The organism is Streptomyces sp. CoH27 (assembly GCF_020181035.1).
GTDB lineage: Bacteria > Actinomycetota > Actinomycetes > Streptomycetales > Streptomycetaceae > Streptomyces > Streptomyces camelliae.
In genome coordinates this window covers 163,814-183,265 of sequence record NZ_JAIQYY010000005.1, presented here as the reverse complement: position 1 = coordinate 183,265, position 19,452 = coordinate 163,814, and the positions used below count along the sequence as shown (strand labels likewise).

Sequence of the window (19,452 nt, the reverse complement as noted above, 5' to 3'; positions counted from 1 at the left end):
GCGTTAAGTGGTCCTTAGCTACCCGCGAAACCACTCTAAATCTGAGGACGGATAGACCCTAAATGGCACCCAAGCCGGTGGATATCGCTCCGACGCCACAAGTACTGATGGCGCTGACCCGCACCCCCATCAGTCCTCTCGATGCACTGAGTGAGCTCATCGACAACGCGATCGATTCATTTCGATCGGCCGCCATTTCCGGCAAGCCATCACCAATTCGGCAAGTATTGATCGACATCCCCAGTGCCACTGAGGTAAGCCGCAATGAGGGGATCATAAGAGTTCGAGATACGGGACCAGGGCTCTCGGAAAATCAGATCGCCGACTCAATGCGGGCTGGATATTCGTCGAAGAACCACTTCGACACCCTCGGCCTCTTTGGCATGGGCTTTAATATCGCCACCGGCAAAATGGGGCGCATCACTAGAGTGATTTCAGCTCGCACTGAAGATGACTACGCAATCCAGGTCACTCTCGATCTCCCGAAGCTGATCCAGGAACAGAAGTTCACCGCACAATCTGAGCAGATCGAAAAACCGCACGGCTTGGAACACGGAACCGTCGTAGAAATTCGCGAGTGGTGGCCAGACGGGGACCCGAATGGGGGGTTCATCCGAAGCCTGGTCAAGATGCCTAAGAAGACACTTCGAGAGCGGCTGGGGCGTCGCTATGCCTCTCTCCTGCGTGGAGATAGCACTACGACTCCAGTAGTTATTAGCGTCAACAACGAACGATGCCAGCCATACGAGCATTGCGTGTGGTCAGAGAAGCGTTTTGTTGAGCGTCAGGGGCATGGGAAAATCCCGGCACTAATTAGGTTTGACGACGAAATCGATCGGGCACGCCGGTGCCTCCACGACGGTACTGACTTCGGGGACTCGGAAAAATGCCCCCGATGCCAAGGGACCGAGAGCCGGGAGATCGTACACCGGGTCCGCGGCTGGGTGGGGGTCCAGCGCTTCGATGATCAAAATGATTTCGGCATTGACTTGATCCGAAATGGGCGAGCCATCCGCGTAGCGGAAAAGACCGCCTTCTTCGAATTCACGGATGAATCTACGGGCAGATCAGAACGTGAATACCCCATCGATCAGCAGTACGGAAGAATCGTTGGCGAGGTCCACCTCGATCAGGTTCCAGTGGACTTCCAAAAGCAGAACTTCCAGCAGGCAACGGACGAGTGGCAGGCTGCAATGCGGTACCTACGCGGCGGCTCTCTGCTTCCCACTAAGTGGAGTGACGGCGAGGGCAACGACTCGTATGTATCGCGGCTCTTTCAGGGCTACCGAAAGGTCCGTAACTTCGGCCGCGGCGACATGTATATGGGGCAATACAATCCCGCGAAAGGAAAGGCCGACCGCATCTCACGTGAGACCGAACGGGCCTACTATCAAAAATTCCTCAGCCATGAGCCAGGCTATTACACCGACGAAAAGTGGTGGGAACTGGTAGAAACGGCAGGCGAGCCACCAATTCAGGATCTCCCCGAATGCGAGGAATGTGGCTTTCAGAATACGGCGGCAGCTGAGGAATGCGGCGGATGCGGCCAAGTCCTGAACGGGAAAGCGTGCCTCAACTCGGATTGTCGAGCGCAAATTCCACGCTCCGCGTCATCGTGCGCGCACTGCGGCACATCACAGATCCCCAAGGTTAAATCTCCCTGGAAATGCACTTTCTGCTCAGAAGATAATAAAGCCGATGCTGAATACTGCGAAAAGTGCGACAGCATCAAGGGTGCGCTTCATCCAGCCAGCCCTGAGTCTCTCACCCCAAACTCAATCGAAGATCCAGCTCTAGAAGCACTTCAGCTGTCAATCGATCTCGCAGATGGCACCAAGAGCAGTCCGCTTGACATAAAGGTGAGAACGGTACACCGTCCGATCATTCCCTCATTCGGCCGTGATTCAGTTCCAATGGTCACGGAGGCGAAAATGGGGCAGATCACGGTATATCTGGACCCAACTCATTCTGCCTTCACTGCAATGGGCCTTCGCCCTGAGTATCTCATTGCATCAGAAGCAGCACAGTTCATCCATTCCCTTCACCGAAACCTGCAAACGCAGCCCGCACACACAATTAGCGGATTGACTGCGGACATCCTCAAGGCAGCTTGGGGGGACGCAGTCACTGATAGTGCTGACACCGTACGCGATGACATCAAGACTCTGTTCAGTCAGATCACCGAGAAAATCCTGACTGCGCCACATGCTGACGACTTTTACGGCGAGCTTGACGAGGCCCAGCAGCTGGCGCTGGCTGAGTCGATGGTCAAGGCTGGCGTCGATCTGGCCGAACTCGGTCGGCTAAAAAGCACAGGTGGTTATCTGCGTTACTGTGACCGTGACACCGTCACGGCTTTCTTCGCTCATCACGCCGAGGGCTGGTTCAACGGACTTGTTTGGCAAGATCCATGGCCGAGTGAAGCCGAAGTCGGCCAGGTCATCGCAGGGAGATTGCGAGAGGATCTGAGACTCAAATATCTACGCTGCTTGGAGGACTGCGCCTCTTACATGCGTTACGAACAACCAGAGCGGCTCATCGTCGTTCGCGCCCGCGCAGCCGTCGAGTTCCTGGCTGACAAGCTCTCATGACTCAACGCATTGTCTCAGATCTGCACCTGGCGGGAACAGGATGGCAAGCCTTTGAGCGCACAGTGCAGCGTCTCCTCATCGCTCGCGGATACACCGGTGTTCAACTCGTGGGCGCCTCCGGCGACGGAGGGGCCGATGTAATCGGCACACTCAATGGACGTAGATGGCTGTTCCAAGTTAAACGCTGGAAAACCCCCGTGGGACCAGAGGTTATTGCGCAGACCATCTCCGCGTGTAGGCGCTACGATGCCGATATTCCTGTTGTGGTGAGCTTGAACGGCTTCGAGACCTCGGTACGTGCCCAGCGAGAGCATTTGGCAGCCAACGGAGTTCCTCTGCAATTGTGGGATCGGCGTGCCTTGATGAGGCAAGCTGAACGCATCCCAATTAATTCCTTGTCTCAACGGCTGCCCGAGCATTACCAGTTGCGCTCCTACCAAGAGCGAGCGGTGAATCAGTCGATGGGAGAGTTGGTCAACGGATCTCGCAGCGCCTTGGTCGTGCTTGCGACAGGGCTTGGGAAGACGTTTGTCGCTGCCGAGTTTTATCGGCGTTTCCACGCTTCTCGGCCAAGCGCCAAAACTCTGGTCCTGGCGCACCGTAACGAACTTGTATACCAGCTTGAGAAGTCCTTTTGGCCTATGCTGCCATCCTCTGTCTCAACCGTGGTGTGGAACGGCTATGAGCGCCCGGATGCCGATGCGCTGGCTGATACGGATATTGTTTTTGCATGTGTAGACAGTGTTGCCTCCGCAGCGGCAGCAGGACGTACTCTTCCAGAGTTCGGTCTTGTGATCGTCGATGAGTGCCACCATCTCGGCACTTTGGCTTACAACACAATTTTGAGTGAGGTTTCAGCTGGGAATGGCGGGGCCTTCCTTCTTGGTATGACTGCCACACCGTGGAGGCCGGATGGGAAGAGTTTGGCCCAGTGGTTCGACTACCCCATCGTAGACATAGACATGGTTCGCGGCCTCCGGGAAGGGTACCTGGCCAACGTTGACTACCGGATGTTCACAGACAACATTGATTGGGATGGTTTGGTTCGTGGACTTTCCAAGCCCTTCCCGCCCTTGACTCCACGGGGAATAAATCGCACGTTGTTCATAGATGAGTGGGATGACGCTGTAGTAAATCGGCTTGCTGAGGTGTGGCTAGAGCAGCCTAACCCACGAGCCATTGTTTTCTGCGGCACGATCGACCACGCTGAACGCATGGCTGGTCGCATCAATGCATTGGGCTTTACCAACGCCGACGTCATCGCCTCACGGACTTCAGGTGGCAAGACTGTAGATATTCCAACACGCAATCGCATTCTTTGGGATTTTTCTGACGCCCGCATTGGTGTCCTGTGTGCTGTTGATGTGCTTAACGAAGGCATCGACGTTCCTGATGTCAACATCGTGGTCTTCCAGCGTGTCACACATAGTCGGCGAATCTTTGTCCAGCAACTGGGGCGTGGCCTGCGCCTAGCACCAGGAAAGGACAAAGTGGTTGTTCTGGACTTCGTCTCTGATATCCGTCGTTTCGCGGCAGGCCTGAGCCTGCGCGACTCGCTCCGTTCGCCCGACACAACTACGCGTGATTCACGCGTAAAGATTGGCAGCCAAGTTACCTTCCTTCGAGCCAACAGCCCTGATGTGGCCGGCGCTCAGTTCCTCCGCGAGTGGCTAGGTGATCTGGAAGCTGTAGAAAATGCCGGTGAAGACAGCCACATACTCCGATACCCTCCTGACAGCAGTGTCATCGACGCCATGAAGAGATAGGAGTCCGTCTAATGCCCGACTCTGAGTCCACCCCGCTGGCTGACTGGAATCGGCTCAAGCCGTCCACCGAACATGCAGTTGGGGAATTGCTCAAGCAGATCCAGCAGGACTCTTCCGCACAGGACCTTCTGGATACATATCTCTATGCAAAGCGTTTGCTTGCCGAATCGATGCAGGCCCTCATCCGCACGAGTCTTCCGAGCGGAATTACAACATTCCAGGATCTTCGCAAGGAGCTTAGCGAAGTCATGCTATCGCAGTATGGTGACCAAATTCCCGAGGAGTACCTAAGCGTCCCATACGGCAGCCGCACACATGAAGAACTTTTCACTCTGCTGCTTCAGCATCTCGGAAATCCGGTGACTGCTTCACTGCTGCGAGTAGTGACGAAGGACTCAGTTCATGCCGAACGCCGAACCCGTGAACTGCGGGAGCTTGGGCTAGATATTGAAACACGCAAGGCCAACGGTGTGGACGTCTACATGCTTAAGTCGCTCACCCTAGACATAGGCATTATCCCCTCCATCATCAAAAACAACCTTCGCAGCAAGAAGGCCCCCAGCAGCGTAAGAGAAGCCGCCCTTACGGTACTCGGCGGTTGACGGAGTACCCTAGCGTCAGCATCTGCTGCATACACTGGCCCTGTTTGCTACTGCGGGGATGTTCTGCTGGGCTGCAGCGCAGAACGCCCCTGCAGTAGCCTTTGTCCATGACTGCTCCCTTCGCTTCCCTCCTTCTCGGCTGGCGAGCCTCCGGCGTTCCCAACGTCGCTGACTCAGACAGTGAGCAATCGAAAGTTCTGGCCAGGGCAATGCTTCGTCACCTTGCTGTGCCAACTGCACAGGCACCCGGTGAGGGGGAGGCGGGCAAGCTGCTTGAGATGGCCGTTCGAAATGACTTGGAGACACAGCTACTACAAGCCAAACCTGATCGCCAGTGGATTGTCCAACGTGGTGTTAAGGCGCGTCAGTTCGCTCAGTACCGTCATCTGAACGCACTTGATGACTTGGTTAAATCGAACCCTGAATTGCGTATCACTATCGGAACTGACTACCTGGTGAAGCCGGATGTCACCGTTGGGATTCCGTGTGACTCGCCACTTACCGATGGTTTCCCCGTGCTGCATGCGGCAATCTCTTGCAAGTGGACAATCCGGTCCGATCGAGTGCAAAACACGCGTCATGAATTCAACGGGCTCATTCGTCATCGTAGAGGTAGGCAACCACATTTGGTCGTGGTGACCGCCGAGCCTCTTCCGTCAAGAATTGTGGCAATCGCCCGTGGTACGGGCGAGATCGACGCTGTCTATCATATCGCCTATGACGCTCTCGATCGTGCGGTGCGGGATGTTGGCAACATTGGCCAGCAGGGAGACTGGGAGGAGTGCACGAAACAACGTCGCGTACTGCCTTATGAGCAGCTGGTCATGACATTGGCTAAATGGTGACGGATTCTATGCAAGATTCCAAGAAGAAACAAATGGACGACCAGCCTTGGCAGGCGCCAGAGGGTTCCTGGGCCTCGTCTGCAGCTCGACGCAGAAACATGCAAGCGATCCGCAGCCGCGACACCAAGCCTGAAAGATTGGTACGGAGCCTCCTCCACGCCCGAGGTTTCCGATACCGTGTTGCTGCGAAACCACTGCCCGGACTCCACAGAACTGCGGACATTGTATTCCGACCGACGAAGCTCGCTGTTTTCATCGACGGCTGCTACTGGCACGGGTGCCCGCAACACTACGTTTCACCGAAGACCAACCCCTCCTACTGGTCAGACAAGGTTGCCCGGAACATCGCCCGCGACCGGGACACCGACCGACGTCTAGAAGAAGCCGGCTGGACAGTACTCCGGTTCTGGGAACATGAGCCCTCAGAGGACTGCGCTGCCCGCATCGCGGCCGAGGTCGAGAGGCGTCGCAGCGCAGCCCGCAAGGGGAAGGCGAACGACTGATCAGCTCTTCTTCTGGTCGCGCTCCTTGGCTGCCTTCAGTACGTCGATGATCGACCTGCCGACAGCCCTGGCCACCGGCGGCGGAAAAGCGTTACCCACCTGCCGGTACTGAGCGGTCTTCCCGCCCGAGAAGTCCCACTCAGGCGGGAAGCCCTGAATGATGGCTGCCTGTCGCACGGTAAGCATCGGTCCGTCAGGGCCGAAGAGGTCACGGTCTTCGGTCTGTTTCGTTGCAGACGTCTCGATATCATTGGCCACGCCCATGCCCGAGACGCCAAGTTGTTTCCAGGCCGCCTTCGCACGACTAGGTCCGAGATCGGCCCCACCATGCTTCTTCGACCCGCCGACGAGCGTGGGTGCGATGCCGCCGCCCTTGCCCTTGAGTTCGGCATCTCGATCGCGAGCCTTCCTCAGCCACCGATCAAAGGCATCGCGGGCCTTCTCGGCGTGCACACCCTCGAAGTACGGTTCGAAACGCTCCCGCATGGACGGCTCAAGGCTGTCTGCGACACTGACCGGATCCTCATGCGTAGGCGAGGGCCACTCGTATTTGAGGTCCTTGATGACGTCGTTCCGGAACGCGACGAGGATGGCCCGTGGCCTAAGCTGTGGCACCCCGAAATCACTGGCCTCCAAGACACCCCACTTGGCGACCGTGTAGCCAAGACCTTTTTCATAGGCAAGCTGCCCATCGTCGCCTCGGTACTTGCCGCCCTGGAGCCGTGCCTTGATCCAGTCGCGGTAGTCCGAGAACTTGGGGTCCATGATCCCTCGGACGTTTTCAATCATCACGGCCCGGGGCTTCAGAGTCTCGACCAACTCCAGCATGCGCGGGAAGAGATCTCGCTCATCGTCCTTGCCGAGCTGCTTTCCTGCGTGCGAGAACGGAGGGCAGGGAACACCGCCGGCCAAGAGGTCCAGATCGCTCTTCCTCAGCAGATCAGCACCCTTGGTCAGGTCACTGTGAGGGTCGAACTTCTTGACATCGGCCGACAGGATGTCGCAGTGCTCCCTCTCCCACGCCCACACCTCGTGGTCGTTGATGTTGAGTTCGAGAGTCTCAACAGCATGCTGGTCGATCTCGACCAGGGCCAGATGCCCAAAGCCCGCCTGGTGCAGGCCGACAGCCTGTCCACCAGCACCAGCGCAGATCTCGATCGAGATGAACTCGGGCTCGGCCGGCTCTGCGCTCGCGCGCCCCGATTCCTTCGTGTGGGTCATGCCCCCTCCTTACAGCCGTGCAGCGGCAGACGCATCTTGCAATCCACCATCACTGAGGGTGACAGACCCCACTGACAACGAGACCTCACCAAGTGTGCCCCACACTCCGCGGTTCGCTGAACGCACCCTCCGCCACGCCTACACACTCCTACGATATTGATCACTCGGACGCCTTCTTGGGTGGACGACGGAAGTCCGCTCCCTCCACTAGGCAGCGTCCGCTTCGGCTTCGTAGTGCATCTGAGCCCGGTCAAGGATGTCGTCCGGGTCGTGGCCGCGGGCGGCAGTCCAGTGGAGGAGATCAGCGATCAGCTCGACCGCCGACTCCTCAAGGCCGGCATCCCGGCTCCTCACTCGTCGGCCCGCACCGGTCTTGGCGCTCTGGTACCTCTCCAGCGCTTCGACGGCCCGCGCGATTCTCTCGCGTCCCTTCCCAACGCTGAGGGGCACCTCACACCAGACCGCCTTACCAGCGGCGGTAAGAACGGCACCCCAGTCGATAGCCAGCCCTGCGACGAGGTGCAGGCCTCGACCGCATTCCTCGTAGCAGTCCGCCACCCGTGCAGCGGGGAGAGCAGGGCTCCTGTCGTGCACCTCCAACCGCAGGCGGTCGCCCCTCCATTCCAATACCAGCGTCGCCGAGGCGCCCTCCCCCACGTGCTTGACGACGTTCGTCGCCAGCTCGGTGACGATGACTTCGGCTTCCTCGACAGATACCGGCATTCCCCATTTGGCCAGTTGCCTCGCGGCTGCGCTTCGCAGCCGCCCTACCTCTACGGGCACTGCCTTGAAGGGCAGGACGCAACGGAGTCGAGGGTCGATCGTTTCGGAGACGGGCATGGCCCCTCCTCCCTCCCGGGCCACGCACATGCCTGCGCCTGCCGTATCCGCACGGCTGCACTGCGTAGCGATCCGAGCACGAGCATGGCATACGAGAAGTCTTGTCGTGTAACTTCTCACGAGAATCGATCGAGTGAATCCGGTGGTGAGCCCGGTTCAGCGATACCTAGCCTGTTGGGGATTTCCGGGCCATCACCCCGACGCACGGCGAAGGAGCCGAATGTCCGAGCGGACCACAACACGTCGGCGCCAACTGGGCGCGATGATGCGCAAGTTGCGCGCCCGCAAGGGGTTGACCCTTGAGGAAGCCGGGCGGCTCGTCGGCGTCTCGAAGGCGACAGTCAGCCGGTACGAGACCCAGGCGGGGCCGGTCAAGTGGATCGTCGTTGAGGCGCTGTGCCGCGAATATGGCGCAACTGAGGCCGAGCGAAGGGCCGTTGTTGGCCTGGCCAAAGACGCCAAGCAGCAAGGCTGGTGGAACTCCTTCGCAGACTCCATCCCCGAGAGCATGAACCTGCTGCTCACTCTTGAGGATGAGGCGGTACGCGAAAGCCACTTCTCCTGCGTCTACGTCCCTGGCCTCCTCCAAACCCGGTCATACAGCACTGCGTTGCAGCAAGCCAACGAAGTACCCCTTGAACAGACGGAAATCGAGCGCCTGGTCGACATCCGCATGAAGCGGCAGGAGATCCTCACCCGTCCGAGGCCGCCGCGGCTCTGGGCGATCTTGGATGAGTCTGTGATCCGCCGCGTCGTCGGGTCACCTCAGACCATGAAGGAGCAGCTTGGCCGACTGCTCGAAGCGAACGAGTCCCCCCACATCACGCTCCAGATACTGCCGTTCTCCAAGGGAGCGCACGCCGCAGCACTGGGAAGCTTCGTCATCATCGGCGGGCCCGAGCCGGCCCTTGACGTGGTGTACGTCGACTTCCACACGGGGTCCCTCTTCCTTGAGAAGGACGAGGAACTGGAGCGATACAGACTTGCGTTCGAGTACCTCCAGGCACAAGCGTTGGACATGGAGGCCTCCTCCGCCGTGATCCACCGCGCCTTGAAGGAGCTGTGAATGTCTGTCGGCCCTCAGCCTGTTGATGAGCCCATGTGGTTCAAATCGTCCTACAGCGGCGGCAATGCGACCGAGTGTGTGGAGACAGCCTTCGTCGCATCTGGCGTGCTCGTGCGTGACTCGAAGAACAGCAGTGGTCCCAGGATTGAGATCCCTGGCCCGGCCTGGAACGCGTTCACATCCGCCCTGCGATCCATGATTTCGGACACCAAGGCAAGCAAGGCGGAGCACCTGCTGGGATGAGTTCCCCGACCGTACCGGCACGCCGGTACGGGAGACCACTCCGAAGCCCTTGCGGTCTTGCCTCGGCTCATCGCGCAGAGCCCCGCGCGTGCGCTGCGCTGCTACGGTCGGCCCTATGTCCAGCAGCACCTCGCCATCCCCTGCCGGGTGGTGGAGACCGCTGGAACAGGGGAGCTGTCGAGTTGGCCTGGGAGTCAGATGAACCTGGAACCGGAGTCCAGCGCTGCGAGTGGCGTCCAGCTTGAGCTCGCCGCCCTGGAAAAGAGCGCTGTACACCTGCGGTACTTCCTTCCCTCGATTCCCACGGGACTGATTCAGACGCCCGAGTACATGCGGCACGTCATGACGCGAACGTCGGCCTCGGCAACAGGGGACGTCGACCGAGTCATCGCCCTGAAGCTGGAACGGCAGGCCGTACTCAACGATCCCGAGAAGCGGTTCGAGTTCCTGCTCACCGAGTCGGCGATCCGGTGGCAGCTGTGTGAGGCAGCCGTCATGGCACAGCAGATCGAGCATCTCGTGTCGCTGTCGCGTCGTCCGAACGTGGATGTCAAGGTGCTTCCACTGTCGGCCCGGGTGTCCGAGGTCCCGTTCAACACCTTCACCGTCTACGACACAACTCTGGCGACGTTGGAAGTCTTCACGGGGCGGGTCGTACTGCGCGAAGCGAAGGATGTTGAGCACTACAGCCGACTCTTCGAAGCATTCGCGGGGCACGCGTATACGGACGACGCTGCAAGGCAGTTGCTCGACGACTGGGCGCAGTCCTCCTCGGCGTCCGGGTAGTCACGTGATCGTGGCAAGTTCTGGCAAGCTGCTGTCCCGCGAGGCGCTTCGCCGGGCACGCTTTGGCACGGATCGTCACCTTCGACGGAGGTGGACCCATGCAGAGCCCGAGCGGCGGCTCCCCGACGGTCTATCTGGACGAGGAGAAGGACACCTACCTCGTGCAGGGATGGAAAGTGCTGGACGATGAGCGGCACGGCCAGATGGACATCCCCGGCCATGAGTCCGTGGTGGAGATCCCGCGGCGCATGGTCCAGTTCTTCTTGGAGGTACAGCGTGACCACGGTTCCGACATTTGAGGAACTGTTCCGCAGCTGCCGCGAATCGGCAGTCCATCTGGAGATGCGGGACTCCTACATGAAGTCGGATCCGGCGTACATCGACTGGAATGCCGGCGCGGCGATCGACCCCGCCGAAAGGTGGGCCGACTGGCTCGCCCTGGTCTCCGAGGCCACGAGCCGCGGAGTGAAGGTCCGCCGTGCCCGGATCGTGTCCGAGCCGGTGAGCACGTACATCCGGTTCGAGCACGAGGTGACCGAAGGCCTGAACATAGCCGCAGGCGAGGAAGTGCGCTGGCTGTCGCGCAGGAAAGCCACCGGTATTGCCCTGCCCGGCAACGACTTCTGGCTGTTCGACTCGTCCCTGCTGCTCGTGAATCACTTCGACGACGAGGGTGAGTGGCTGGAGCCGTCCGTCAGCACCGACCCCCAGGAACTCAGACTGTGTGCCGATGCCTTCGAGTCGGTGTGGGCACTGGGCATTCCGCACGCTGACTATCAACTCGCCTGATCGGGTGGGGAAGAGTCCAACGCAACGCCATGTCGTCCCCTTCCTCCAGCGTTCACGAAGCCCGTAGGGCTCTCGGTCAACGTCTGCGCGAGGTCCGGCTCGCCTGTACAGCCACATTCGGTGTGGAGTATGAACCCCGCCCTTTTCTGGCGCCGCGAGCCCGGCTGGAGTTCTTCGTAGGCCTGTTTCAGAGGAAGCAGCGTGAGATGATCCTGCCCGCGCGCTGGAAACCGGCGCCACAAGGCAGGCGTCCGGCACGCCGATGGTGTCGAAGGGGGAGCAGATCCCATGCGCGTCGTGGGCGTGGACATCGGGTCGGTGAAGCAGTCCAACTTCGCCTGGGCAGCCGTCGACTCGCCGGAGCGCCCCGTGGTCTCCTGCGGGAACGACCCAGAGGGCGCTGTTCAGGCTCTGGTCCGGTCTCTGAATGAGGATGGGCGGGCGGTCCTGGCCGTGGAAGCGCCCATGGCCATCCCCGTCCCAGCTCCACATGGTGATGAGTGGCAGTGGCTGGGCCGCGCCCGCACGGGAGAAGGCAACCGGGCTTGGTCGGCCGGAGCCGGCGCCGGAGCACTGGCCACCGGCATCGCGCAGACTGCATGGATGCTCTCCCGCCTGCATGCGCTCGCTCCGCAAACGGCCGTGACCACCCAGCCAGAGCGCTTCACCGCCGGGCAGGCCTATCTCCTGCTGACCGAGGCCTTCGTCTCCGCCACCGGTAAGCCTGTGCCGGTGGCGGCCGGACAGCACGCTGCCGACGCCGAAGCCGCCGCCCGCGCGACACTCGCCTATCTCACCCGCGGACCAGAGAGCTTCCCGCAGGTCACCTGTGCACCCCGCCGCTCGTTCAACCTCCTTGCCGCGATCGCCACCTGGGCCGGATTGCCCGGGCCGGACGACGAACTCCGTCAAGACGTGCTCGTGATTCGTACCCAGCCGACCACTTGACCGGCCATCGTCGTTGCTGGCGGCGACGCTCCTGAGAAGCAACAGCCTTATCGGAGCAGCGAACCCACCAACCAGTAATCAACGGCAACCTGGGTGCCGAAGGCGGAGCCGCCGAACAGCGAACCCTGTCGAAGGGGACCGAGCGCGCCCAGCATGCGGGTCGCCGCGCCGACGGCCAGGGCCGTCGGCCGACCCGACACCGATGACCCGGCTTGTGCTCGGCCGCCCGCCTCAGTGCAGGGCATGCGGTGACAGTACGGTCAGCCAGAGCAGGGCGATGGTGCCGGCGCCCATCAGGGGCGTCAGTATCTCGGTCTCCAGCTTGTTGCCGCTGCTCTTGATCAGCACGAGCTCGTAGCGCGTCTTCAGCGGCCACAGCCAGGGCGCGCCCTGCTTGGTGAGGGAGTCGCCGAGAAGATGGGCCAGGCAGCCGAGGCCGACCAGGTAGGGCAGCCAGCCCGGCGTGGACGGGATGAACTTGTCGATGGCGGCGGTGCCGAGGGCGGCCAGTGCCACGATGGTGCCCCAGGCATGGAAGCCGTGTCCGGGCGGGCAGAGATTGAGTGCCCGCACGGCCAGCGCCAGCAGGAAGAAGCACATGCCGAGGGTGAACGGCCTGCCGAGATAGGCGATTCCGGCCCAGGTACCGGCCGTCATGAAGGCGACGAAGAGCAGGGAGTGGGTGGCATGGCGATGGCCACCGGAGACGAACGCGACGAACCGGCACAGCCACCGGGAGACCGGACCGAGGAAGTTCGCGATCGTGCCGTCGTGGTGGTCCAGGTCCGGAAGCAGTGCGGCGCCCGCGCACAGCACCGTGCCCATGAGGATCTCCTGGGGCGACAGATGCGTGTGCAGCAGCGCGGGTGGCAGATAGGGAGCGGTGCCGGCGAACAGCAGGGCGCCGCTCACGGCGTGCGAATGGCCCATCATGGCGAGGTGGTTCTCCCCCGGTCCGGCGCCGTGTCAACGGCGCGTCGTCGTACGAGCGTCAAAGATGTGCGTGGGTCACAGGATGTGCATGGATCACAGGATGTCCGTGCGGTCACCGAGGTGCGAACGTCAGAGGTTGGTGAGCTGCTCCCCCTCGCGGTCCTCGATGATGTGGTCCACGCACACCGCGAGGATGATCAGGAGCAGCCAGTCCGGTTCGCTCATCACGTCGACCGCGTAGGCGTCGCGGATGGTGAACCAGCGGCGCGAGATGTGTGCCAGGGTGCCGCTGTCGTCCGCGATGTCGAACTCGCGGTCCCAGAGGTTGCCCGCTATCCGCAGTCGGCGCCCGCCGCGCAGGGTCACCTTGAAGCGGTCTCCGAAGATCCGGAACGTGCGCTTGCTGATGCGGCCCACGGTCTCGCCGTTCTGCTTGACGAGGATGGTGTGGTGGAGGGTGAGCGCCTTCTTGACGATGCTCGCCACCTGATTGCCGTCGGTGCCGACGAAGTCGAACGTGGTGCGCAGCCGCAGGAGTTTGCGGTTGACCTTGAACAACTTCTCCCGGTGTTCCGTCTCGACCCAGGCCTCCTCGTGGAAGGCCAGCATGCGGTCGCGCACCAGGTATCGCATCAGTACACCGTCCGGTTCCAGAGAGGGGAAGCACTGTCTCGCAGACAATAGTTGCGGCATTACGCAAGGCGGCAACCGCATCCGCATCCGACACGGGGAGGACATGAATGACCATCACACGCCGACCGGGCCGTAACGGCCGCGCGGCAACCGTATTTCTCACGCTGCTGCTGGGCCTCGGCCTGGCGGTGACACCGGCCGCCGCCGCATCGTCCACCGCAGCGGCCGCCGCTCGGCACGCCTCGGTGACAAGGACGGCAGCGGCGACCACCGGTACCGTACGCGCCGTCACCGCGGTTCCGGGCGCTGTCGCCGGCACCCGCTTCAGGCAGGCCACGTCCGCACATCGCGCGTCTGCGGTCCATCTCCGCAAGACGAGGACCAAGAAGAAGAGCTTCCTCAAGAAGCTCGGCATCTTCCTTCTGGTCGTCGTGATCCTCGTGATCCTCTTCATCGCCCTGGTCGTCTGGCTGATCATCCACCTCGTCCGCCGGGTCTTCCGGGGCAGGCGCCAGTACTGAGGACGATCAGGGCCGATCGCGCCCTTCTCGGACAGATGCCTCAACCAGCCCGCCGTGAAGGATGGTTGAGGCTTCCAGGGGACAGCGTCGGCGCGCTCTCGGTCTGAATCGGCAGCGGCCTCCACTCCCTTTCGCTCGGCGGCCCTGGCGGCCCGGCACGGTGCAGGGATGCGTGACCGCCCGGGGGAAGGCAGGGCTTCTCCGGCTGCCCTCCCCCGGCTGCGGCTGCCGTGTCATACGTCGATCTGCTCGAAGATGTGCGGGTACGACACGATGTCGTCGGGGGACGCGGCAGCCATGCGCTGGAACTCCGGGCTGGCGAACGCCGTGGCGAGAGCCTCGGTCGACTCCCAGACGGCGACGTTCATCAGTAGTTGGCTGTCCGCCGTTCCCTTGTGCATCTGCAGGGAGACGAATCCCGGCTGAGCCTTCATGAACTCCGCCTGCCGGTGAAAGAGGGCCAGGAACGCTTCGGTCCTCTCCTTCGGAACGACGAAGGTGTTGGCCAGGACGATGGGCCCGGTCTTCTCCTTGAACTGCGCGAACAACGGCGTGTTCGGGTCCAGGGTCTGCAGCTTGGCCATTTTCGGTACTTCCTCTCGCTGTCGGTCAGTGGGTGTCGCCGGCGCCCGCGTCCTGGGGATGCCGGCGGAGTTCGAGGGTGTTGGTGTCCGGGTCCTGGATGTAGAGGGGATGTAGAGGGAGGTGGCGGTGCCGCACTGCGGGCGCATGGCCGAGCGGTTGCGGCTGACGACCGGGCAGATGAGCCCGCGGGCTCAGGCGAGGGCGGCGACGAGCAGGGTGAAGGCGGCGATGATGACGGCGACGCGGACGTAGTGGAAGCGGACCCAGCGGTTCAGCTGCTCCTTCCAGTCCTCGGGTCGGTCCTCGGGGGTCCACGTCTTGTTGCGGTTGTTGATCGGGACGAGCAGCAGGATCGACATGATCACGCTGAGGATCAGCAGCGCCCCGGCGGCGACGACGAGGCCGGTGCCGTGGTGGTGCCAGCCGGCGATGGCCCAGACCACGATGAGGACGAGCGAGCCGATGTACCAGACCGGCATCACGGCGCCGAGCATCCGGCCTCCGTGGGCGTGGCCGAGTTGGCCGCTGTCCTCGGGGAGGGCGTTGAGGATCGGGTTGAGGACGAAGAGGACGGAGAACTCCACCCCCACCATCAGGCCGAGGACCACGGTGGTGACGACCTGGAGTGCGCTGAGCATGATGCCCCCCCGACATCTAGTGTTGCTAGCTGATGAAGCAACGCTAGTACTGCTGCCGCTCTCTTGTCTAGCGATGCTAGGATCGAAGCATGTCGGTACAGGAACGCAAGCAGCGCGAACGAGCGGAGCGCGAACGCCTCATCGTGGCGACAGCCCGCGAACTCGCCGAGCAGCAGGGCTGGGACGCGGTCACCACCCGCCGGCTCGCCGAGCGCATCGAATACAGCCAGCCCGTCCTCTACAGCCACTTCCGCGGCAAACGCGAGATCATCGGCGCCGTCGCCCTCGATGGCGCCACCGAGCTGGCCGTGGCGGTGCGGGCCGCGACCAGCGCCGCGGACGGCCCGCGCGCCCGGGTCGCCGCCCTGGCCCACGCCTACCTCGACTTCGCCGAGCGCAACCCGGCCGTCTACGACGCCATCTTCCAGCTCGACGGCGGCCTGGCGTACGCGCAGGAGGACACCCCGGAGCCGCTGAAGGACGCCTTCGCCGCGCTGCTGGAGTGCCTGGGTAAGGTCGCCGGGGACGGCATCGAACCGGGGCTGTTCACCGAGGTGTTCTGGGCGTCCCTGCACGGGATCGCGACCCTGACCCGGGAGGGACGGCTGCCGCCGGAGTACACCGAGCAGAGGGTGGAACTGCTGGTGGACCGCCTCGCCATGGTCTGACACACCGTCCCGGCGGGCACGCAGCCGGGACGCTCGGGCCCCGGCTGCGTGCCTCCGGCAACGCTTCCGGTCACTCGCGTCCACACGGCGCAGCCACAGACCGCCGGGTCCCGTGTCCCAGCCGGGCACTCGCCCCGCAAGCTGCGATGCTCATCGATCACGACCCGATACGCGCCCTACGCGCCCTAATCCGCCTCGCTCCCCCGGCTCGCCTCCCACACCTCCGCCATCTCCCCCGCCACCCCCGGCGCCGCCAGCAGCAACGGTTCGTCGTACACGGGGACCCGTGGCAGCGCCACCGCCCCCGCCTCCGTCGCGATCAGGTACGCCGGCAAACCGTCCACCGCGTGGAACTCGCCGATCGCTGCCGCCGTGGCCCGGCCGGCCGCCACCTGGGACAGGGAGAGGGCCGTGGAGCCCATCACCCTGGTCGTGCAGTGGCGGTGGGACAGGGCCGACAGCAGGGGGTCCAGGCCCGGCCAGTGGGAGTGGGCTGCCCATTCCGTCAGGAAGAGGTGGCCGGTGAGGGTGGTGTGCGGGGCTGCTTGGATCAGAGTGCCGTTCAGCTGCGCCCCTCTTCCCCGGATCGCCGTGAAAGTCTCGCCTCGCCAGGGGTCGGCCACCACGCCCAGCACGGGGGTGCCGTCGGGGGCCACCAGGCCCAGGGAGAAGGAACACCAACCGATGCCGTGGGCGTAGTTCGTGGTGCCGTCCAACGGGTCCACCACCCAGTACGGGGCGTTCGGGCAGGCCGGCTCGGTCACGCCGTACTCCTCGCCCTCGACGCCGTGCGTCGGGAATGCAGACCGCAGGACCGAGCGGACGTGTGCCTCGATCGCCTCGTCCGTCCGCGTCACGATGTCCGCCGGGCCCGCCTTCTCCCGGACACCGCCCACGCGCGGGCGGCGGATCGTCTCCGATGCCCACGCGGCCAGCTCCGTCGCGATCGTCAGCGCCTGGTCGAGGATCGAGTCCAGGTCGTTCGCCATCAGGTTCACCGCCCGGCAAGTCAGGAACAGAGACAGGACAGAGAGCAGGACAGGGGCAGACGGGAGGCAGGATGCCACAGCCCCGGCCTGCGCTTTCGGTGGGGCTGGTGCGCCCCGGCCCGCGGTCCCTCGTTAGCCTCGATGTCACATACAAAGACATACAGAGGAGGCAGTCATGGCCAAGGTTCCCAGCGCGGTGATCGCCAGTGCCGGGCTTGTCGGGGGGTACGGCGTGGCCCGGTGGACCAAGAAGCGGCAGCTCGGGGGGGCCGTGCTGACTGTTGCGGGGGTTGCTGCCGCTCAGCAGTGGCGCAAGCAAGCCGGAGTGAAGGCCGCGGGGGCGCTGAGCGCCGCGTACGTCGCCGCCTTCGCGGGCTCGCACCCGCTGGCCAAGAAGGTCGGCGCCTGGCCGTCCGTCTTCGGTGTCGCCGGCGCCGTCGCCCTCGCCTCCTGGGCCGTCGCCGACCGTAAGGCCTGAGCCGGCACGGGCTCCTCGAAGAGCCCGTCCGGGAAAGAGCCCGTCCGGGCCGCGATGCGCTCCACCGGGTACGGCGTTGCTTCCAGCAGGTGCTGGCCACGCCGTACCCAGCACCGGTCAGCCACCGCACCGGTGCCTGACCACCCTCACGGCCCGCTCCCCACCGCCGTCAGCGGACGCGCGATGTCCTCCAGGGAACGGCGTTCCGCCCGTACCGCCAGGGCCGCCGCCACCACGCCCGCCGCGCACATCAGCGTCGCGCCGATCGAGAACGCCAGGACCGTGTCGCCGACCCTGCCCGTGCCCGTGAGGTCGGCGAAGAGCAGAGGGCCGCTGATGCCGCCGGCCGCCGTGCCGAGGGCGTAGAAGAAGGCGATCGACATCGCGCGCGTCTCCATCGGGAAAACCTCCGACACCGTCAGGTAGGCGCTGGAGGCGCCCGCCGACGCGAAGAACAGCACCGCACACCAGCAGAGCGTCAGCGTGCCCGCGCTCAGCACGCCCCGGTCGAACAGCCACGCCGTGCCGAACAGCAGCAGACCCGACAGCAGGTACGTCGAAGAGATCATCACCCTCCTGCCCACCGTGTCGAACAGCTTCCCCAGCAGGAGCGGGCCGCAGAAGTTCCCCACCGCGATCACCGCGAAGTAGTAGCCCGTACGGTCGGCCGGAACGGCGAAGAACCTCGTCAGGATCGCGCCGAAGCCGAACGTGATCGCGTTGTACAGGAACGCCTGGCCCACGAACAGAGAGAAACCCAGCACCGCCCGCCTCGGGTACCGGCCGAAGACCGTGCTCGCGATCTCCGCGAACGTCACGCTCCCACGCTGGCGGATGCGCAGCTCCTGCGCCGGCGCGGGCAGCCGTACACCCTTCTCCCGCTCCACCCGGCGCTCGATGCCCGAGACGATCTCCTCCGCCTCCCGGTCCCTGCCGTGGATCAGCAGCCACCTCGGGCTCTCCGGGACGTGCCGGCGTACCAGAAGGATCACCAGGGCCAGGACCGCGCCCAGCGCGAAGGTCAGGCGCCAGCCCAGGTCCTTCGGCAACAGGGCCGTGTTCAGCGCGACGATCGAAAGAAGCGAACCCCCTACCGCGCCCAGCCAGAAGCTGCCGTTGATGATCAGGTCCACCCGGCCGCGGTGGTCCGCCGGGATCAGCTCGTCGATCGCGGAATTGATCGCCGCATACTCGCCGCCGATACCGAAGCCGGTCAGGAAGCGGAACAGGAAGAACCACCAGGCCTCCCAGGAGACCGCCGTCAGCGCCGTGGCCGCCAGATACACCGCCAAGGTGATCATGAACAGCTTCTTGCGGCCGTAGCGGTCCGTCAGGCGGCCCCAGAAGAGGGCCCCCGAACAGGCGCCCGCCACATACAGCGCCGCCGCCACGCCCGTGATCTGGCCCGAGGTGATCGGCACACCACTGCCGGGCTCCGCCAGGCGCCCCGCGATGTTACCGACGACCGTCACCTCCAGGCCGTCCAGGATCCATACCGTGCCCAGCCCGATCACGATCGTCCAGTGCCAGCGGGACCAGGGCAGGCGGTCCAGCCGGGCAGGGATGTCCGTGATGATCGTCCGGCCGGCGGTCCGGGGCGGCGGCGCCGGGCTCTCGGCTGCGGCCATGGGACCCTCCTCAGGAAGGGGACGGCAGGACGGGTGCCCGTGTTCCACGCGATCAGGCACCGAGCGCCCCCGCCGTCAGGCGCCGAGCGTACGCACGAGCGTCTGCCCCGTCAGGCGCCGAGCGTCCACACCGTCACACGCCGAGCGTCCCCGCCGTCACGCACTGAGCGTCCGCACCG

22 protein-coding genes are annotated in these 19,452 nt (G+C 63.4%); 14 read left to right on the top strand and 8 right to left on the bottom strand.

Features of this window, described 5'->3' with window-relative positions:
• The first annotated feature begins 62 nt into the window (after nucleotides 1–62).
• The 5 genes from LE548_RS09715 (at nucleotide 63) to LE548_RS09695 (ending at nucleotide 6,307) form a co-directional block, all read left to right on the top strand.
• The gene (locus LE548_RS09715) at nucleotides 63–2,591 is read left to right on the top strand and encodes an ATP-binding protein (RefSeq protein WP_225096270.1); all 2,529 of its coding nucleotides are present in this window, start codon (nucleotides 63–65) and stop codon (nucleotides 2,589–2,591) included.
• Entirely contained in the window at nucleotides 2,588–4,357 is a 1,770-nt protein-coding gene (locus LE548_RS09710; protein ID WP_225096269.1) for a DEAD/DEAH box helicase family protein, read from the top strand. Before LE548_RS09715 ends, LE548_RS09710 begins: the two co-directional genes overlap by 4 nt.
• Nucleotides 4,358–4,368: 11 nt before the next feature.
• A complete protein-coding gene (locus LE548_RS09705) occupies nucleotides 4,369–4,959 on the top strand; it encodes a hypothetical protein (RefSeq protein WP_225096268.1) in 591 nt (196 codons plus the stop codon).
• A 107-nt stretch (nucleotides 4,960–5,066) separates the two neighbouring features.
• Nucleotides 5,067–5,804, top strand: a complete 738-nt coding sequence (locus LE548_RS09700; RefSeq protein ID WP_225096267.1) for an NgoMIV family type II restriction endonuclease — start codon at nucleotides 5,067–5,069, stop codon at nucleotides 5,802–5,804.
• Nucleotides 5,805–5,812: 8 nt separating this feature from the next.
• On the top strand, nucleotides 5,813–6,307 hold the full coding sequence (locus tag LE548_RS09695) for a very short patch repair endonuclease (RefSeq protein ID WP_374116046.1): 495 nt from the start codon (nucleotides 5,813–5,815) through the stop codon (nucleotides 6,305–6,307).
• Here the strand turns inward: LE548_RS09695 and LE548_RS09690 are convergent, their stop codons facing one another.
• Nucleotides 6,308–7,528 (bottom strand): DNA cytosine methyltransferase, encoded by a 1,221-nt coding sequence (locus LE548_RS09690; protein WP_225096265.1) that lies wholly within the window; start codon nucleotides 7,526–7,528, stop codon nucleotides 6,308–6,310.
• A gap of 207 nt (nucleotides 7,529–7,735) precedes the next feature.
• Nucleotides 7,736–8,368, bottom strand: a complete 633-nt coding sequence (locus LE548_RS09685) for an ATP-binding protein (RefSeq protein ID WP_225096264.1) — start codon at nucleotides 8,366–8,368, stop codon at nucleotides 7,736–7,738.
• Nucleotides 8,369–8,588: 220 nt separating this feature from the next.
• Between LE548_RS09685 and LE548_RS09680 the strand changes: the two genes are divergently transcribed.
• The 6 genes from LE548_RS09680 (at nucleotide 8,589) to LE548_RS09655 (ending at nucleotide 12,200) form a co-directional block, all read left to right on the top strand.
• A complete protein-coding gene (locus tag LE548_RS09680) occupies nucleotides 8,589–9,434 on the top strand; it encodes a helix-turn-helix transcriptional regulator (RefSeq protein ID WP_225096263.1) in 846 nt (281 codons plus the stop codon).
• Complete coding sequence (locus LE548_RS09675; protein WP_225096262.1) at nucleotides 9,435–9,677, top strand: DUF397 domain-containing protein; 243 nt, start codon at nucleotides 9,435–9,437, stop codon at nucleotides 9,675–9,677.
• A gap of 198 nt (nucleotides 9,678–9,875) precedes the next feature.
• A complete protein-coding gene (locus LE548_RS09670; RefSeq protein ID WP_225096261.1) occupies nucleotides 9,876–10,463 on the top strand; it encodes a DUF5753 domain-containing protein in 588 nt (195 codons plus the stop codon).
• A gap of 98 nt (nucleotides 10,464–10,561) precedes the next feature.
• Nucleotides 10,562–10,762 carry a hypothetical protein gene (locus LE548_RS09665; protein ID WP_225096260.1) on the top strand — a complete coding sequence of 67 codons (201 nt, stop codon included), beginning with the start codon at nucleotides 10,562–10,564 and terminating at the stop codon, nucleotides 10,760–10,762.
• Nucleotides 10,740–11,252 carry a DUF6879 family protein gene (locus tag LE548_RS09660; RefSeq protein ID WP_225096259.1) on the top strand — a complete coding sequence of 171 codons (513 nt, stop codon included), beginning with the start codon at nucleotides 10,740–10,742 and terminating at the stop codon, nucleotides 11,250–11,252. The genes LE548_RS09665 and LE548_RS09660 overlap by 23 nt, the downstream gene beginning before the upstream one ends.
• Nucleotides 11,253–11,540: 288 nt before the next feature.
• Nucleotides 11,541–12,200: a hypothetical protein gene (locus tag LE548_RS09655; RefSeq protein WP_225096258.1), complete on the top strand. Its 660-nt coding sequence runs from the start codon at nucleotides 11,541–11,543 to the stop codon at nucleotides 12,198–12,200.
• 231 nt (nucleotides 12,201–12,431) lie between these two features.
• Here the strand turns inward: LE548_RS09655 and LE548_RS09650 are convergent, their stop codons facing one another.
• Both LE548_RS09650 and LE548_RS09645 read right to left on the bottom strand, forming a co-directional pair.
• On the bottom strand, nucleotides 12,432–13,133 hold the full coding sequence (locus tag LE548_RS09650) for a metal-dependent hydrolase (RefSeq protein ID WP_225096257.1): 702 nt from the start codon (nucleotides 13,131–13,133) through the stop codon (nucleotides 12,432–12,434).
• A gap of 129 nt (nucleotides 13,134–13,262) precedes the next feature.
• Nucleotides 13,263–13,766 carry an LURP-one-related/scramblase family protein gene (locus LE548_RS09645; protein WP_225096256.1) on the bottom strand — a complete coding sequence of 168 codons (504 nt, stop codon included), beginning with the start codon at nucleotides 13,764–13,766 and terminating at the stop codon, nucleotides 13,263–13,265.
• A 107-nt stretch (nucleotides 13,767–13,873) separates the two neighbouring features.
• Between LE548_RS09645 and LE548_RS09640 the strand changes: the two genes are divergently transcribed.
• Nucleotides 13,874–14,287, top strand: a complete 414-nt coding sequence (locus LE548_RS09640; RefSeq protein ID WP_225096255.1) for a hypothetical protein — start codon at nucleotides 13,874–13,876, stop codon at nucleotides 14,285–14,287.
• A 233-nt stretch (nucleotides 14,288–14,520) separates the two neighbouring features.
• Here the strand turns inward: LE548_RS09640 and LE548_RS09635 are convergent, their stop codons facing one another.
• The gene (locus tag LE548_RS09635; protein ID WP_225096254.1) at nucleotides 14,521–14,871 is read right to left on the bottom strand and encodes an antibiotic biosynthesis monooxygenase; all 351 of its coding nucleotides are present in this window, start codon (nucleotides 14,869–14,871) and stop codon (nucleotides 14,521–14,523) included.
• Nucleotides 14,872–15,063: 192 nt separating this feature from the next.
• Nucleotides 15,064–15,510, bottom strand: a complete 447-nt coding sequence (locus LE548_RS09630; protein WP_225096253.1) for a DUF1772 domain-containing protein — start codon at nucleotides 15,508–15,510, stop codon at nucleotides 15,064–15,066.
• 89 nt (nucleotides 15,511–15,599) lie between these two features.
• On the opposite strand from LE548_RS09630, the gene LE548_RS09625 reads away from it, so the two are divergent.
• On the top strand, nucleotides 15,600–16,178 hold the full coding sequence (locus LE548_RS09625; RefSeq protein ID WP_225096252.1) for a TetR/AcrR family transcriptional regulator: 579 nt from the start codon (nucleotides 15,600–15,602) through the stop codon (nucleotides 16,176–16,178).
• A gap of 185 nt (nucleotides 16,179–16,363) precedes the next feature.
• Here LE548_RS09625 and LE548_RS09620 read toward each other — a convergent pair whose 3' ends face one another.
• Nucleotides 16,364–17,167: an inositol monophosphatase family protein gene (locus LE548_RS09620; RefSeq protein WP_225096251.1), complete on the bottom strand. Its 804-nt coding sequence runs from the start codon at nucleotides 17,165–17,167 to the stop codon at nucleotides 16,364–16,366.
• Between the two features lie 175 nt (nucleotides 17,168–17,342).
• Between LE548_RS09620 and LE548_RS09615 the strand changes: the two genes are divergently transcribed.
• Nucleotides 17,343–17,645 carry a hypothetical protein gene (locus tag LE548_RS09615; RefSeq protein ID WP_225096250.1) on the top strand — a complete coding sequence of 101 codons (303 nt, stop codon included), beginning with the start codon at nucleotides 17,343–17,345 and terminating at the stop codon, nucleotides 17,643–17,645.
• A gap of 146 nt (nucleotides 17,646–17,791) precedes the next feature.
• Here LE548_RS09615 and LE548_RS09610 read toward each other — a convergent pair whose 3' ends face one another.
• Nucleotides 17,792–19,273, bottom strand: coding sequence for an MFS transporter (locus tag LE548_RS09610; RefSeq protein ID WP_225096249.1), 1,482 nt, complete (start codon nucleotides 19,271–19,273; stop codon nucleotides 17,792–17,794).
• Nucleotides 19,274–19,452: the final 179 nt, after the last annotated feature.

Bases quoted from the DNA above. Each gene is read 5' to 3' on its own strand.
- LE548_RS09675 (WP_225096262.1), top strand. From the start codon at position 9,435: ATGTCTGTCGGCCCTCAGCCTGTTGATGAGCCCATGTGGTTCAAATCG.
- LE548_RS09700 (WP_225096267.1), top strand. From the start codon at position 5,067: ATGACTGCTCCCTTCGCTTCCCTCCTTCTCGGCTGGCGAGCCTCCGGC.
- LE548_RS09650 (WP_225096257.1), bottom strand. From the start codon at position 13,133: ATGATGGGCCATTCGCACGCCGTGAGCGGCGCCCTGCTGTTCGCCGGC.
- LE548_RS09685 (WP_225096264.1), bottom strand. From the start codon at position 8,368: ATGCCCGTCTCCGAAACGATCGACCCTCGACTCCGTTGCGTCCTGCCC.
- LE548_RS09680 (WP_225096263.1), top strand. From the start codon at position 8,589: ATGTCCGAGCGGACCACAACACGTCGGCGCCAACTGGGCGCGATGATG.
- LE548_RS09655 (WP_225096258.1), top strand. From the start codon at position 11,541: ATGCGCGTCGTGGGCGTGGACATCGGGTCGGTGAAGCAGTCCAACTTC.
- LE548_RS09635 (WP_225096254.1), bottom strand. From the start codon at position 14,871: ATGGCCAAGCTGCAGACCCTGGACCCGAACACGCCGTTGTTCGCGCAG.
- LE548_RS09615 (WP_225096250.1), top strand. From the start codon at position 17,343: ATGGCCAAGGTTCCCAGCGCGGTGATCGCCAGTGCCGGGCTTGTCGGG.
- LE548_RS09710 (WP_225096269.1), top strand. From the start codon at position 2,588: ATGACTCAACGCATTGTCTCAGATCTGCACCTGGCGGGAACAGGATGG.
- LE548_RS09610 (WP_225096249.1), bottom strand. From the start codon at position 19,273: ATGGCCGCAGCCGAGAGCCCGGCGCCGCCGCCCCGGACCGCCGGCCGG.
- LE548_RS09665 (WP_225096260.1), top strand. From the start codon at position 10,562: ATGCAGAGCCCGAGCGGCGGCTCCCCGACGGTCTATCTGGACGAGGAG.
- LE548_RS09690 (WP_225096265.1), bottom strand. From the start codon at position 7,528: ATGACCCACACGAAGGAATCGGGGCGCGCGAGCGCAGAGCCGGCCGAG.
- LE548_RS09620 (WP_225096251.1), bottom strand. From the start codon at position 17,167: ATGGCGAACGACCTGGACTCGATCCTCGACCAGGCGCTGACGATCGCG.
- LE548_RS09715 (WP_225096270.1), top strand. From the start codon at position 63: ATGGCACCCAAGCCGGTGGATATCGCTCCGACGCCACAAGTACTGATG.
- LE548_RS09705 (WP_225096268.1), top strand. From the start codon at position 4,369: ATGCCCGACTCTGAGTCCACCCCGCTGGCTGACTGGAATCGGCTCAAG.
- LE548_RS09670 (WP_225096261.1), top strand. From the start codon at position 9,876: ATGAACCTGGAACCGGAGTCCAGCGCTGCGAGTGGCGTCCAGCTTGAG.
- LE548_RS09625 (WP_225096252.1), top strand. From the start codon at position 15,600: ATGTCGGTACAGGAACGCAAGCAGCGCGAACGAGCGGAGCGCGAACGC.
- LE548_RS09695 (WP_374116046.1), top strand. From the start codon at position 5,813: ATGCAAGATTCCAAGAAGAAACAAATGGACGACCAGCCTTGGCAGGCG.
- LE548_RS09645 (WP_225096256.1), bottom strand. From the start codon at position 13,766: ATGCGATACCTGGTGCGCGACCGCATGCTGGCCTTCCACGAGGAGGCC.
- LE548_RS09630 (WP_225096253.1), bottom strand. From the start codon at position 15,510: ATGCTCAGCGCACTCCAGGTCGTCACCACCGTGGTCCTCGGCCTGATG.
- LE548_RS09640 (WP_225096255.1), top strand. From the start codon at position 13,874: ATGACCATCACACGCCGACCGGGCCGTAACGGCCGCGCGGCAACCGTA.